This is a genomic window from Desulfosediminicola ganghwensis (genome assembly GCF_005116675.2).
GTDB classification, from domain to species: Bacteria; Desulfobacterota; Desulfobulbia; order Desulfobulbales; family Desulfocapsaceae; genus Desulfopila; species Desulfopila ganghwensis.
On sequence record NZ_CP050699.1, the window covers coordinates 2664046 to 2677751 of the forward strand.

The 13706-nt window shown below is 48.5% G+C and carries 14 protein-coding genes and 1 pseudogene; 6 read left to right on the top strand and 9 right to left on the bottom strand.

What is annotated here, in order from left to right; genetic code table 11:
• The first annotated feature begins 21 nt into the window (after nt 1–21).
• From pstB to FCL45_RS11320, 3 genes are all read left to right on the top strand, one after another.
• Nucleotides 22–843, top strand: a complete 822-nt coding sequence (gene pstB / locus FCL45_RS11310) for a phosphate ABC transporter ATP-binding protein PstB (RefSeq protein ID WP_136796853.1) — start codon at nt 22–24, stop codon at nt 841–843.
• Between the two features lie 117 nt (nt 844–960).
• Nucleotides 961–1635 (top strand): hypothetical protein, encoded by a 675-nt coding sequence (locus tag FCL45_RS11315; RefSeq protein ID WP_136796852.1) that lies wholly within the window; start codon nt 961–963, stop codon nt 1633–1635.
• A gap of 161 nt (nt 1636–1796) precedes the next feature.
• On the top strand, nt 1797–2063 hold the full coding sequence (locus FCL45_RS11320) for a hypothetical protein (protein ID WP_136796851.1): 267 nt from the start codon (nt 1797–1799) through the stop codon (nt 2061–2063).
• A 43-nt stretch (nt 2064–2106) separates the two neighbouring features.
• Here FCL45_RS11320 and FCL45_RS11325 read toward each other — a convergent pair whose 3' ends face one another.
• The 9 genes from FCL45_RS11325 to FCL45_RS11365 all read right to left on the bottom strand — a co-directional run bounded on the left by FCL45_RS11325 (nt 2107) and on the right by FCL45_RS11365 (nt 9093).
• Nucleotides 2107–2253, bottom strand: coding sequence for a hypothetical protein (locus tag FCL45_RS11325; protein WP_153305543.1), 147 nt, complete (start codon nt 2251–2253; stop codon nt 2107–2109).
• Between the two features lie 18 nt (nt 2254–2271).
• Nucleotides 2272–2565, bottom strand: coding sequence for a hypothetical protein (locus tag FCL45_RS11330; RefSeq protein ID WP_136796850.1), 294 nt, complete (start codon nt 2563–2565; stop codon nt 2272–2274).
• Between the two features lie 816 nt (nt 2566–3381).
• Complete coding sequence (locus tag FCL45_RS11335; RefSeq protein WP_136796849.1) at nt 3382–3789, bottom strand: hypothetical protein; 408 nt, start codon at nt 3787–3789, stop codon at nt 3382–3384.
• 547 nt (nt 3790–4336) lie between these two features.
• Entirely contained in the window at nt 4337–4744 is a 408-nt protein-coding gene (locus tag FCL45_RS11340; protein ID WP_136796848.1) for a putative zinc-binding protein, read from the bottom strand.
• 74 nt (nt 4745–4818) lie between these two features.
• Nucleotides 4819–5325 (bottom strand): hypothetical protein, encoded by a 507-nt coding sequence (locus tag FCL45_RS11345; RefSeq protein ID WP_136796847.1) that lies wholly within the window; start codon nt 5323–5325, stop codon nt 4819–4821.
• Entirely contained in the window at nt 5309–5701 is a 393-nt protein-coding gene (locus FCL45_RS11350) for a hypothetical protein (protein ID WP_136796846.1), read from the bottom strand. Before FCL45_RS11350 ends, FCL45_RS11345 begins: the two co-directional genes overlap by 17 nt.
• A gap of 269 nt (nt 5702–5970) precedes the next feature.
• Entirely contained in the window at nt 5971–6597 is a 627-nt protein-coding gene (locus FCL45_RS11355; RefSeq protein ID WP_136796845.1) for a nucleotidyltransferase family protein, read from the bottom strand.
• A gap of 25 nt (nt 6598–6622) precedes the next feature.
• Nucleotides 6623–8770, bottom strand: coding sequence for a xanthine dehydrogenase family protein molybdopterin-binding subunit (locus tag FCL45_RS11360; RefSeq protein WP_136796844.1), 2148 nt, complete (start codon nt 8768–8770; stop codon nt 6623–6625).
• A gap of 2 nt (nt 8771–8772) precedes the next feature.
• Nucleotides 8773–9093: a (2Fe-2S)-binding protein gene (locus tag FCL45_RS11365; RefSeq protein WP_217907720.1), complete on the bottom strand. Its 321-nt coding sequence runs from the start codon at nt 9091–9093 to the stop codon at nt 8773–8775.
• An 864-nt stretch (nt 9094–9957) separates the two neighbouring features.
• Here FCL45_RS11365 and FCL45_RS11370 point away from each other — a divergent pair.
• The 3 genes and pseudogenes from FCL45_RS11370 (at nt 9958) to fdh3B (ending at nt 13665) form a co-directional block, all read left to right on the top strand.
• A complete protein-coding gene (locus FCL45_RS11370) occupies nt 9958–10167 on the top strand; it encodes a twin-arginine translocation signal domain-containing protein (protein WP_136796843.1) in 210 nt (69 codons plus the stop codon).
• Nucleotides 10168–10224: 57 nt separating this feature from the next.
• Nucleotides 10225–13041, top strand: a complete 2817-nt coding sequence (locus FCL45_RS24880; RefSeq protein WP_136796842.1) for a formate dehydrogenase subunit alpha — start codon at nt 10225–10227, stop codon at nt 13039–13041.
• Between the two features lie 36 nt (nt 13042–13077).
• Nucleotides 13078–13665, top strand: a pseudogene (gene fdh3B, locus FCL45_RS11380) (formate dehydrogenase FDH3 subunit beta).
• Nucleotides 13666–13706: the final 41 nt, after the last annotated feature.

Genomic DNA, 13706 nt, shown 5'->3' on the forward strand with positions numbered 1-13706 from the left:
AGAAAAAGAAATCGTTGAATTATGAATCAAAAACAGACCACAAATACTGGTGATGCTCCAGAGCTTTCAGGCAACATAGTGCTCGATTGCCAGGCTGAAAAAATATTTTACGGTGATTTTCTTGCTGTGCGCAACAGCCACGTACCGATTCGCAAAAATCAGGTGACGGGTTTTATCGGCCCGTCAGGTTGTGGCAAGAGCACGGTGCTCAAGAGTATCAACCGCATGAACGACCTTATTCCGGGCTTCCAGTTCCACGGCAAGGTGCAGTTTCACGGCGTGAATATCTACGACAAAAAGGTTGATCCGGTTTCTGTTCGCAGGAATATCGGTATGGTATTCCAGCAGCCGAACCCGTTTGCCATGTCCATTTATGAAAATGTAGCTTTTGGTCTGCGTCTTAGCAGATTCAAAGGAGATATGGATGAGCAGGTGGCAAAAGCTCTCAAGGGTGCTGCGTTGTGGGATGAGGTGAAAAATAAACTCAAAAGCAATGGCCTTGCCTTATCCGGTGGCCAGCAGCAGCGTCTCTGCATTGCCCGGGCAATTGCCACCGAACCGCAGGTTCTGCTCATGGATGAGCCATGCTCCGCACTTGATCCGATTGCCACCAGACAGATCGAGGAGTTGATGCATGATTTGAAAAAGCGTTTTACGGTTGCTATCGTGACCCACAACATGCAGCAGGCCCAGCGTGTTGCCGATCAAACAGCCTTTTTCGCGGTGGATATTTCCCATGGAGGCCGAACCGGTTACCTGGTGGAGATGCGGCCCACCATGGAGCTGTTTGAAGATCCGAAAGAAGAGTTAACCAAAGAGTACCTCCACGGTGAATTCTCCTAATGGTAGGGAGGACGATGATATGAGATTGCAATTGCAATTGTTTTGTGCAAATTTCACCACCATTCTATTGGTCGTGTTTCATATCGAAAAAAGTGGTGCGGAACTCAGTGAATAACGATGCCAAAAGATAAGTTTCGACTTAATCTCGAAGAGATAGAATGGTCTCTGCGAAACGTTCAGGAAAATTTTGCCAAAATTAATGATACTCTTCTGATGCGCCGTGAGGTGCTGGAGGATGTTATCCTTGAGAACATGCTGGCCGGGTACATATATCTGGATAAGCACCTGACAAAAGGTTCGAGTTTGCTGAACAAACACGAATTGAATCATCTGCTGGAACTCAATCACATTGTTCTCTGTGGTCCGGATCCCAAACAGAGAAAGGATTTCGGACATCATATCAAAGTAACCACCGAGCGTTTTTATAATCAGGATAAATGCAGTATCGGGCTTATCAAAAAATGGGCAAAAAAGCATAAGGATGACTCCCCCTGGATTCAGGCGGCGGGAGTCTATGTAATGCTTATCAGTCAGCCACAGCTCTTCCTTGAAGGGAATCATAGGACGGGGGCATTACTTATGAGTCACATCCTGGTTCGAAACGGTCTTCCACCTTTTGTGCTGACGGTTGACAATGCAAAACCCTATTTCGACCCATCGACACTGGCCAAGCAGACGAACAAAGATTTTCTGGGCGTCTACTATAAGCTGCCTAAAGTTAAACGAAACTTTTGCACTTTTCTGGAAGCTCAGGCGAATTTCGATTTTTTAAACACTAAAATAAAGAAATAAAAACGTTAAGTGCCGCTCATGGGCCGGTAAGAATACTGTTTCAGTTTTTTTTGTATTTCCTGGCGTGACCTGGTTCTCTTCATCTTAGGATATGCGTCGTGGTATAATTGAGTGATAGGCATGACTGCTATCATGGTTTGAACTCAAACGGGAGGTGGATTATGGCTGTATCATCTGATTTTGAAAAACTATTTGAGCGTCTAAAAACAGAAAGAGACAACTTGAAACTCAAACTTCACCTCGGCTCTATGGAGGTGCGTGAGGAGTTTGATGAGGCAGAAAAGAAGTGGCAGCAGCTGAAAAGCAAGGCAGCAAATGTCACAGACGAGGCAGCGGAGACCTCGGAAGAATATCTCGATAAGGCCAAAGTTGTCGGTAATGAATTAAAAGAGGCTTATAAGAGGATCAGCGAGCGCCTGTCAAAATAAATGTTCGATGTATAAAATAGCCCAACGCTCAAAGCGGGTTGTGTCAGGGCTGCAACGAGAGCAGGGTGCAGGAGATATCGGTTGCCTCATTTCGGGTTTTCCTATCCTGAAGTGGGGCATAATTTTTCAGGGTAAGAAATGGTTGTGGTGCGTTGTGCGTTCTGCGCTGTAGCACCTTTTCGCGCGGCATGCCCTCCAACACATAGGTTTACCTGTAATAATCCACCCAGCTAAAGAATATGCTATCCGCGTCGCTGAATGCTTTTCTTGCCAGGCAGACATCAAAATACTTCCCGTTCTGGTCAATGCCGCTCCTGATTTCCAACTCGTCTATCTGAAAAATCCTGTCTGCAGCCGTAAATGTGAAGTCTTCGAGGTTGTTGAGGCGGAGGTGGATGATTGTTTTGGCGGGCCAGCTCCCGTAAGCTTTAGTGATTGAAGCTCTGCCGATTCCGGATTTGGAGAAAACTTCAAAAATAACATCGGAGGCGGTACTTTTCATTTCAATCTGCGCTGGCAGAGAATGAAGAGAACGTGTCTCAAACTGAATGTCCTGTACTTGAGAAGTGCAAGCACCAATTGTAAATAGTAGTGCAAGTGCGCAACCGATGAAGGTGCGTTGAAGAAAGCGAAGCGGGCCAGTATCTGGATTGGTCATGAGTATCTTTCAGCTATCAGCGTATCAAAGTGACGAAAAGTTGAGTTTGAGCCTTGCCTGATCATCAGTTCAGGTGGGGAATGAACTCTTTGAATATAAAGAACCGGTGAGGGTTGGGCAATTGTAATCAGCATTGAAACTCAGACGGGAGAAATCAGGGAGGCTGCATGAAAAGATATTATCATAACCTCCCTGAATTAATTTCAACTAAAGGCGATCACACAGAACGGGATTCTCCCTGTAAAAGCCATCTACCGAAGCCTTGCTCCAGTTGCCGCCGCCGGTGTGGATAGGGGAGACGGTGATTTTCAGTACGTGGCAAACACCTTCAGCATTTTGTACTCCTGCTGTGAAAATTGCTTCCTGCTTCTGGGGTTCACCGGTAAGTGAATGGTTCTCCTGATTCCACGATCTACTTGTCTGGTATGGTGCGGGCTTGATGTTATTCAGGTATTCATGTTTTTCCGCTAAATGCTGCTTTTCGGCAGTTGTTTCCAGCTTGTCATATGCCAGCAGGATAGCGTCCAGGGCTTACAGTACACCGGGCGCGTCATGAAATTCCTGCCTCCATTCATCTGAAATCGGCTTCATTTCGCTGGAGTTGCGAAGCTCATGCCATTATGCCATTGAGCGAGGTGAGCCTCAGAGAGATAGAACTGCCTACGAAACCGTTCCAGATCTCGCCACTTTCATGGTTTCCTGGCGTGCTGTTTCGCTCTTTTCAAGGTTATTCACCGCCTCTCCCATGAGCGTGTCAAGTATCACTAGATAGTGACTCAGATCGTAATAGGCAATGTTTTGTTCGAGGTTGATGACAGCATTGTTCAATCTCTTGGCAGCCCGGTTTACGTTGACGTCATAGCTGTATTTCTTGATCTCGGTGTAGAGATCGACCAGGATTTTTTGCACGTTGTTCAGGCGGTAACCGTGCCTTTTCTCAATGGGTGTCACATCTTCAAAAACCAACACCGGGATGAGTTCTCCCTCCATTTTTTCGCTGAGTGTCTGGGGCATTGAGGTGAGTTGGGAAGTGTGAGGGATAATGTCAATTGCCAGTTGTCTGTTCATCGCGTTTTGCAATTTTCTGGCGCAGCGGTTGATCTGGCCTCATGGCTGCGTGTACCTTGATTGACCAAGCTGTTTGTCGAATTGCTGGTAAAAGCGGGTGAGAGATTCCTTAGTTTTGTTCTCATGTTTGCCCGCGACGGTAAACGATGCTGAACTTAGCAGTATAGCACTTGAAAAAGCCAAAAATCTTCAAAGAGATGTGGTTTTCATTAGGGATGATTTCTGAACTGGTACTATTGAGAGAGGGGGGGCATATGAGTTACCATCGTATCTCCATCTGCCTGGGATGATGTACTGTAGAAGTTATAATATAGCTAAATTAATCAAATTTTTTATGTGATTTTATGGCACGCTTGAAATAGCAGGGGAATGGGAACTTGTAAATATAAAGCAGGCTGTGCAGGTCAAATATCTTAATATTTCGTTGTGAATTCGTTTTGTTAGGTCTGATATGGCTACTTTGGCCAGGGACTGTCAGGATGGTCGGTAGGAGTGACGCAGCGAAAGATGAAGAGAGTTTAATTGAGCAGGGACAGCATAAAAAGCACTAACAGCAACAACCAGGAATCATGGGAATTGTCATGGTGACTAAAGTGGCCTCTGCCACGATACCATCCTTTGCCAGGATAAGCGCTTCGGCAAAGTTTTCCTGTAGATCGTTATCATCGATTCCCAGATCTGAGAGGACCAGATGGAAATCAGTCTGGAGACCGGTCTGTTCAGCGTACCTTGCTCCACATCTACGTTCGCAGCCATCTACAATTATGGTTGGTGGCATTTCAGGACCGTTTGCCTCTGTCTTTTGGCAGAGCGCAATGTGCTCAGTGTTGAGCCAGCGTCCCTCTTTTTCGAGAACCAATTCCTGGGTTGCAGCAACGGTAAGCCTGCCTGCGTTCGATGGACCACGGCAAGGTAAGATGTAGAGTATTTCTTTCTTCGGGTACGTTTTATCCATGGTAAAAATGGTTTTTCGATTTCACATCAGGCTTTTGGCATCGTTGGTGCTGGTAGTAGAGAATTCCGGGCATTTTATTTTTCCAGACCATGCGTTCTTCGGACTCTCTCTATTCGGCGACATATGGTGTTGCTGTTGTCAAATTGATACTGTTCTACTTCAACCTCAAGACCATCTCCGGGGTTGAACACATTCTGCAGGGCATAGAGGCGGCCGTTTCCCTCAAATGCAATGTGACAGCCCGTAGAAATCCGGACGGTCTTAATACCGGAAACTGATGGGATGTAGCGGTTGAGAATATCCCTGGGAAGCAATTTGATTTCTGTTAATTCATCCCGGTGCTGTGTAAGGATATCAATTCTGGCCTGGGTTGCAATCAGGGCATTTTCCCTGTTGATTGGATGGATCGGCAATAGGGAAAAGAGTGGTACCATGACGAAATCGGATTGGGTACGCTTTCTGTGTATATCGAGCACTACTTTGGCGAGGAGCGCGTCCCGTGCATCCATATCCTGGAGTTCTCCCTTCTTCCCCCAGAGGTAACCTATGATTTTTTTGCACTGCTCAACTAATCCGCTCATCTTTTCTGTAAGTTGAAGGTGGTTGAGAAGCGGTGACCATCTGATAGATTTCCAGTAGAAGGATTATGATATATAACGCAGAAAGTACGAGAACCAGAAGGCCGAAAATAATAGGGTAGAGATGAGGTTCAAATAATAACTGACATAGATAACTGATGAAAATAGTCAATCCCGCTAGCTCAATAAGAGTGAAAAAATAATAACCGGACGGTGTGGATACAGATTGTTCTTTTGCGTATACCAGAATGAATGGAATAGCAAAAAACAGTAGAGGTATTGTGGTGGCACTGTCCGTATCGTTGCTGCTTTTGCCCAACGGTACAAGAATAAAGGCGATAAATAATGCTGCCACAACAACCTTGATTGATTTCAGCATAGTATCTCTAACCCCCCCAGGTCATAGGCTGAACCATCTGAAATTGCAACGGTGCAACACGCTATGCAAGCTGCATAGAGTAATAATTGGTTGTGTAAAAAACCAATGAAGTCAATTGATTAACATTATTTTAGTTGTTGGTGCAAGTGTTGCTTGCCACGATTTAAAATTACGACTCGACCATTTTCACAGATCTGCGTACTCGTTTGCCGGAACAATCATTTTTTACTATAATCGGGTAAATCCAGGAGGAAGGTAATGGTGAAGAATTACATTGAAGTCATTTTTTTTAAAAAAGTCTGCAGAAACGGTTTACGCAGATGCAATACGTCTTCTCTGGTGTCTGCATCAATTGTTATAAACTGATCTTCCACAGGCACCGCAAGGGCTTTATCTGTATATCTTCGCAGCAGGCCACGCATGCCATCTTGACCATCATAGTTGAGAATCTCGGGTATGAGCTTCGCTGAGATAAGTGGAGGATGTCCTCTCCTGCCGAGGAACTGTGGGTAGTAGATGAGACGGGAGGCATCATTATCTCTGGCATGTAGCAGCTTTTTAAGAGTTGCTGGATGAACCAGAGGAATATCGACCGGCAACAAAAAAAATGCGCCACAATCTTTAGGCTCTTTGACTCCGCACTGGATTGAAGAGAACATGCCATCCTGAAAATTATCATTATAAACAGGGCGAGAGGAGGTTTGGGCAATAATAGGCGTAAGCTCCTGGCTCCGATTACCGACCACGGTAACGCTGGGGATATCCAGATTTTCAAATAGAGTGATGGCATGTTCGATCAACCGTTTGTCTCCCACCCGTAGAAGGGGTTTGAATCCCTTCATTCGGGTAGAAAGACCTGCGGCAAGAATAAGTGCTCCGGATTTATGGTTTGTCATAGGTCCTATTGCCTTGGAAATACTGTTACGTTTTTTTGAGTAAGTCGGTTTTAAATGTTAGATCCCGGAGCATTACGCCTGTAGCTTTGAAGACTGCATTGGCAACGGCCGGAGCCAGGGGAGGTACGGGCAGTTCACCGGTGCCGCCGACGGGGTGAACACGTTGGACAATATGCACCTCAATCTCCGGTACCTCAGCCATGGTCAGGATCGGATAGTCATCATAGTTGGAGGTAATTACGCCTCCACCTGAAAATTCGACCTCTTCATGGAAAGCTGCGCTGAGGGCCATGATTGCTCCGCCTTTCATCTGAGCTTTGATAGCATTGGGAAATACTGCAAGCCCACAGTCGATAACCGCAACCAGCTTGTGTACCGTGATCCCGCCACTGTCCTCATCAACAGAGACCTCCGCCATACAGCCTGAAGATGAGCCAAAACATTCTGCGATGGCGACACCCCGACTCCTGCCGACTGGCACAGTGTCAGCCCAGCCGGATTTGTCAGCAAGAAGCTGTAGCACGCGGTAAGGTCTTGAATCTTTTTCCATCAGGCTGAGACGAAACTCCACCGGATCTTTGTTTGCCTTGGCGGCAAGTTCATCCATCATTGTCTCGACACTGAAGGTGGTGTAGGAGTAGCCAACCGAGCGCCAGAAACCGACCGGGATGAGCAGGTCAGTCATGACATATTCCACATGCCGGTTTGGCAATTTGTAGACCATGTCTGGAATCCCCTGTACAGCGGTTGAGTCAACGCCGTTTTTTACAGACTGGGGTGCGAAGCGGCTCATTAATGACGGTGCGACAACTTTCTGGATCCAGGCGATGGACATTCCCTCTTTATCCAGACCGGCTTTGATCGTGGTGGCTGCGCCTGGGCGAAAATAGTCATTGGTGAAATCATCTTCTCTTGTCCACATCACTTTGACAGGGTGACCGACTATTTTGGAGAGGGTAACACTATCTTCAACCGGATCTGGTTCGCTGCGTAGTCCGAAACCGTCACCTGCTGGAGTTGTCATAATTTCAACTTTGTTATCCGGGAGCCCGGTGATTTTTGCTGCCATCATCTGGGCCATAGTCTGCCCCTGGGTGGGAACCCATACCCGGCAGCGGTCCTTTTCCACATGGGCGGTACAGTTGATAGGCTCAAGAGCTGCGTGGGCAAGGTATGGAAAAGTGTAATCTCCGTCGACAGTGACGTCGGCCTCAGTCATTGCTTTGGCGGCATCCCCTGTTTCTTCGGCCACTGCGCCTTGTTTGGTAAGGCCCTCTTGAAGGCTCCTTTTGATGGTCCCGGAATCAAGATCGGGCATTGTGCCTGGTGTCCATTGAATATTCAACTTTTCACGGCTCAGCATGGCAGCCCAGGTATTTTCGGCGCAGACTCCGACTCTGTTTGCGAATCGCACCACCTTGATTACTCCGGTCACCGAGTTGGCCACCTCCTCGTCATAAGATTCCGGTTCTGCGCCAAATCGTGGGGGGCGAGAAACACAGGCGATACACATATCCGGTTGAAACTGGTAGATCCCGAATTTCGTTTTGCCAGCGACTTTATCAGGGATATCAAATCGCTCTTTATCGGAGCCGATGAGACGGTAGTCTTCAGGGGCCTTCAGGGCAGGTTTTTCAGGGAAGGGAAGTGTTTGAGCAGCATCAATCAGCTGCCCATAGCTGATGGTGTGCCCGTCAGGGTGAATAACTGTACTTTCCCTGGTGGAAAGTTTTGCCGGAGCTATATCCCACTTCTTTGCGGCAGCTTCAAGCAACATCTGTCTGGCACCAGCCCCTGCCTTTCTAAACATATCCCAGCGATGACGAATACCGGTGCTGCCACCGGTTACCTGCATGCCCCAGTACGGATCTTTGAAGTCTTCTCCGGCAAGTGCCATTTTGGGCTGGACCTTTTGCCAGTCAGCATCAAGCTCTTCTGCTATTATCAAGGATATACCGGTATGAGTGCCTTGGCCGAGGTTGGTCTGGCCTATCCAGACCGTGACTGTATCGTCGGTGGCGATTTCAACGAAGGCGTGGGGTGTGAAATGCGATATTTCCCTGGCCATGGCTGGGCTGACCCGGAGCAGCAGACAGTCTCCGGGAAGAGCCGAGGCTGCAATTACCAGACTGCTTTTCTTTAAAAATGCACGTCGAGTGAGTTTGCTGGTCATAATCAGCCTCCTTGTTTTTTGCTCAAGTCAGCTGCCATATGAATGGCTTCTTTTATCCTCGGATGAGACCCACACCGGCAGTAGACATCATCCATCTGTTCATTGATCTGCTGGTCAGTGGGGCTGGGCTGCCGGGAGAGAAAATCGACAGTCTGCAGCATGATACCAGGCTGACAGTAACCGCATTGCGGCACCTGCTTTTCCAGCCAGGCGAGTTTGACAGGGTGCTCATCCGCGAGTCCCTCGATTGTGATAATCTCACTGTCTTTTGCGTCTTCCAGGGTGATTGAGCAGGACCGTATGGCTTCACCATCTAAAAGCACGGTACAAACTCCACAGAGAGCTATCCCACAGGTATATTTCACGCTGGTGATACCAAGAGTGTCGCGGAACACCTATAGAAGCGGGGTTTTCGGGTCTGCTTCTACTTGCTGGAGCGTACCATTGACCTGTAACGAAATCATGATTTCTCCAAATTGTGTGAGCTTGAGTAGCTTAAAAGAGAATAGTGGCAGGTTGAAATGAAAGAGTAAGAGAGCGTAGTTCTCTAATCGTTATCGTATACCCGGCATCTCCATGTCAAATGAGTTTTGCAAGAAGTGGTTCCGCCTTTAGGACCACCACGTGCTGCTTTTAAGTTTGCAGCCCTTCGTTCCGGTGCTCTTCCCCCTCTCCTCACCGGGAGCGGATTCAGCCGGTTTCCCTTTGTCGAAAGTAGTATGGGCTCATCAGGTGTTGCATCTGATAAGCTTTTATGTGGCTTCACGCCGTTGAGCCTCTTTTCGCTGATAATGTAGCATTGAAGGTGGTTTTGAGCAGTTCACATAGGCCAAGGATGCTCAATAGGCGATTTCAATCTGTGTCACGTTAAAGACAGGTCAAGGCAGATTATGAAATTTTCCAGATGATATCGAATACTCTGCGATGTCTGGAAAGGGGTTTTGGATTCCTGGTGCGGAATTATCGGTGCCGCAAAGAGGATGCATGGCTGGAGAGCCTATAAACACAAAGGTAACACTGCATTTGAAAGTCTGTTGTTTCTTGTTGATCTTATACTTGTCTGCTACCATTGAGCTAAGCTCACCGCAAATGTACTCCTATAACTTTCAACTGATTTCCTGCACTGCCTGATCGCAGATATTGGCAGTGTTTCATACCGTTTCAGACCAGTCTTGCAGGAGGAAATAATGAACGAAGTCAAAAAGGAACGGCGGTCATTTCTGAAACATGCTCTGGCGGGAACCGTTGCTGCTACTGCTCTGGCCGCAACGGGTGGAAAGTCTAAAGCACAAAACTATCCGGGTGAAGGAGGTGCAGAAGGCCCCGGCAAGCATCCGGAAATACTTTACAGGGAGACTGAAGAGTTCAGGGAATATTACAAAAAACTCTATTCCTGATTGTTTACTTTAAAGTCCATTTGTTGACAGAAATTATCAGCCAGGGAGACATTGACAATGGTTAGAAAATTGACCAGGAAAGTCGCTCGGGCAGACAGCTCTTCCGTCAGCCCAGGCAGCCCAGGAAAACGTGTAACGCTGAACCCGAAACTGGCCAGACGCTCGTTTCTGAAATTGTCAGCTGCAACTGCGGCACTGAGTGGTGCCGCTCTCACCAGCAAGTTGATCCGGCCGGCCTCTGCCGAATCTGCCGCTAACTCCCCATACGAGGGCTCGAAGAAAGTACGGACAATCTGCAGTTATTGTGCTGTAGGCTGTGGTGTTACCGCCGAAGTACATAACGGTGTATGGGTCCGTCAGGAGATTGCCCGGGATCACCCCATTTCCAGGGGGGCTCACTGTTGTAAGGGGGCAGGGGCTATCGAGATGGTCAACGGCGACAAGAGGCTGAAGAATCCTATGAAAAGGGTGAACGGTAAGTGGAAAACCCTTTCATGGGATGAAGCTCTTGATGAGATCAGCAGCAAGCTCCTCGATATTCGTGAGAAAGACGGTCCTGATGCCTTACATTTTAACGGATCGGCCAAGGTTTCCAACGAGATGGCGTATCTGCAGAGAAAATTTGCCGCTTTCTGGGGTTCTAATAACATTGACCACCAGGCTCGAATATGACACTCCACAACGGTGGCAGGTGTCGCCAATACCTGGGGTTATGGAGCAATGACCAACAGCCTGAACGACATGCGGCATGCGAAATGTCTCTTGTTTGTTGGTTCAAATGCCGCTGAAGCTCATCCCATTGCAATGCAGCATATTCTGTATGCCAAAGAAAGAAATAATGCCCCTGTTATCGTGGTTGATCCACGCCGCACCAAGCTGGCAGCCAAGGCTACCGACTATCTCCGCATTCGTCCGGGTACCGATACAGCCCTGATAATGGGGTTGGTCAATGTTATTATCGCTAATGGCTGGGAGGACAAGGAATTTATACGCACCAGAGTCGCAGGCTACGAGGAGATGAAGGAGGTCGCAGCGCATTATACTCCGGAGGTGGTGGAGGATATTACAGGTGTTCCGGCAGAAGAAGTAACACGGGTGGCGCGGCTCCTTGCCCGCAACAGGCCGGGTAGTCTGACCTGGTGTCTGGGTGGGACTCAGCACTCGATCGGATCATCCATGACCCGTTCATTTTCTATACTGCAGTTGATACTGGGTAACATGGGTAAATCTGGCGGTGGTACGAACATTTTCCGTGGCCATGACAATGTGCAGGGCGCAACGGATATGTGTGTGCTCCCGGATAATCTGCCGGCGTATTACGGTCTCAGTGATACTTCATGGCAGCACTGGTGCAGGGTGTGGGATGTCGATTATGATTACATCGTTTCTAAATTCCCCGCCAAAGAGTGGATGAACAAAAGGGGGTTCACACTCTCAAGGTGGTATGACGGTGTTTTAGCCGATGGGGACAAGATTCATCAGGACACTCCCATAAAGGCACTTTTGCAGTGGGGGTGCGGCTCAAACTCAAACTCACAATATGCCAGGGTCAAGAAGGCATATGATACCCTGGAACTCCTGGTCATCGTTGACCTCTTTCCCACCATGGGGGCGGTGCTTGGTGAAAAGGATAACGTCTATCTGCTGCCGGCTGCCTCCCAGTATGAGACCAGCGGCAGTGTAACCTCGACCTCCCGGCAGCTCCAGTGGCGCAATAAAGTGGTCGATCCTGTCCATAACTGTCGCGATGATTATACGATCATGGCTGGTCTGGTGGAGCGCCTCGGTTTTGCAGATGAATTTTACAAAAACATCAAAGAGATTCCGGAAGATGTCACCAGAGAGCTGAACAAGGGGGCCCTGACCATTGGTTATAACGGCCAGACTCCGGAACGGCTGAAAAAACACTCTGAGAATTGGCATAGCTTCGATATCGATACCCTGGAGGCCATTGGCGGTCCCTGTGACGGGGAATACTATGGCCTGCCGTGGCCCTGCTGGACCGAGGAGCATCCCGGTACACCTATTCTCTATGATATCAGTAAACCCGTAGCACGAGGCGGGTTACCATTTAGAAATCGTTTCGGCCTGGAGAAGACGTATGATTCAAGCGGCCGAACCGAAAATCAGCTTGCCGCGGCCGGCGTCTTTAACCCGGGTTGTGAAGTGAGAGGCGGCTATCCTGAGTTCTCAGAAGTGGTAGCGGGCACCAACTGGAAGACTGATATTTCCCAGAAGACCATCAAGGAAGCGATCAGGAGGGGCATGGCGCCATTCGGCAATGCCCGCGCCCGCTGTGTGGTCTGGGATTTCCCGGATCAGGTACCTATCCATCGTGAGCCGCTGCATTCGCCACGACCTGACCTGATCAAAAAGTATCCAACCTATGAGGATAAGCCAAATCATTTCAGGATAGATACCCGCTATGCCAGTGAGCAGAAACCTGAGATTGTCGAGAAATTTCCATATGTGTTGACCACGGGGCGTGTGGTTGAGCATATGGGGGCAGGTGCAGAGAGCCGCTCGAACAAATATCTCTCGGAACTGCAGCCGGAAATGTATGCTGAAATCCATCCACGGCTGGCCGGTAATCTCGGCATACGCGATGGCAAGATGATGTGGATCGAGTCATATGAAGGCAGCAGGATCAAGGTAAAAGCCCTGTATACCGAGCGGGTCGACGAAAATACCATCTTTATGCCGTTTCACTTTGGTGGCCTCTTTATGGGTGAGTCGCTGCTGGATAAATATCCGGAAGGGAATGAACCAATTATCATTGGTGAACCGGCGAATCTGGTTGTTGGCTATGGGTACGACATCATAACCCAGATTCAGTCCACAAAGGATGGGCTTTGTAATGTTACCAAAGCATAGGTGCAGCTGGCCTGGGTAAACATTGGAGGAAGAACAATGGCAACAATGAAGTTCTTATGTGACGTCGATCGCTGTATAGATTGCGGCGGCTGTGTTGTGGCCTGCAAGGAAGGGCACCATATTCCGGTTGGCATCAACAGGCGCCGGGTAATTACCCTGGATTCGGGGAAACCTGGTGAGAAATCAATTTCGGTCTCCTGCATGCATTGAGCTGATGCGCCTTGCATCGCTGTGTGTCCGGTGGACGCCATCTACGAACGTGAAGACGGAATTGTACTGGTAAGCAAACCAACGTGCATTGGTTGCGGATACTGCTTCATGGCCTGTCCTTTTGGTGCCCCGCAGTTTCCTGAAGGTGCAGTGTTCGGTGCCCGGGGAGCTATGGACAAGTGCACCTTTTGTGCCGGCGGGCCTGAAGAGACCTTCAGCAAGAAAGAAGAAAAACTCTACGGGCAGAACCGCATTGCCGAAGGTAAGCCGCCACTCTGCTCTGCCATGTGCGCGACCATGGCCCTGTTGGCAGGAGACGCTGATATCGTTGCGGATGTGTATCGGGAACGTGTCTTCAAACGCGGTTCCGGTGCAAATGCCTGGGGCTGGGACAGGGCCTATAAAAGAAAATAATTGAGAACAGCAGAACGTAATACTTTGTAACCTGGCGTGGA

Coding starts and splice junctions, on each gene's coding strand:
- pstB (WP_136796853.1), top strand. CDS start 22: ATGAATCAAAAACAGACCACAAATACTGGTGATGCTCCAGAGCTTTCA.
- FCL45_RS11315 (WP_136796852.1), top strand. CDS start 961: ATGCCAAAAGATAAGTTTCGACTTAATCTCGAAGAGATAGAATGGTCT.
- FCL45_RS11320 (WP_136796851.1), top strand. CDS start 1,797: ATGGCTGTATCATCTGATTTTGAAAAACTATTTGAGCGTCTAAAAACA.
- FCL45_RS11325 (WP_153305543.1), bottom strand. CDS start 2,253: ATGCCGCGCGAAAAGGTGCTACAGCGCAGAACGCACAACGCACCACAA.
- FCL45_RS11330 (WP_136796850.1), bottom strand. CDS start 2,565: ATGAAAAGTACCGCCTCCGATGTTATTTTTGAAGTTTTCTCCAAATCC.
- FCL45_RS11335 (WP_136796849.1), bottom strand. CDS start 3,789: ATGAACAGACAACTGGCAATTGACATTATCCCTCACACTTCCCAACTC.
- FCL45_RS11340 (WP_136796848.1), bottom strand. CDS start 4,744: ATGGATAAAACGTACCCGAAGAAAGAAATACTCTACATCTTACCTTGC.
- FCL45_RS11345 (WP_136796847.1), bottom strand. CDS start 5,325: ATGAGCGGATTAGTTGAGCAGTGCAAAAAAATCATAGGTTACCTCTGG.
- FCL45_RS11350 (WP_136796846.1), bottom strand. CDS start 5,701: ATGCTGAAATCAATCAAGGTTGTTGTGGCAGCATTATTTATCGCCTTT.
- FCL45_RS11355 (WP_136796845.1), bottom strand. CDS start 6,597: ATGACAAACCATAAATCCGGAGCACTTATTCTTGCCGCAGGTCTTTCT.
- FCL45_RS11360 (WP_136796844.1), bottom strand. CDS start 8,770: ATGACCAGCAAACTCACTCGACGTGCATTTTTAAAGAAAAGCAGTCTG.
- FCL45_RS11370 (WP_136796843.1), top strand. CDS start 9,958: ATGAACGAAGTCAAAAAGGAACGGCGGTCATTTCTGAAACATGCTCTG.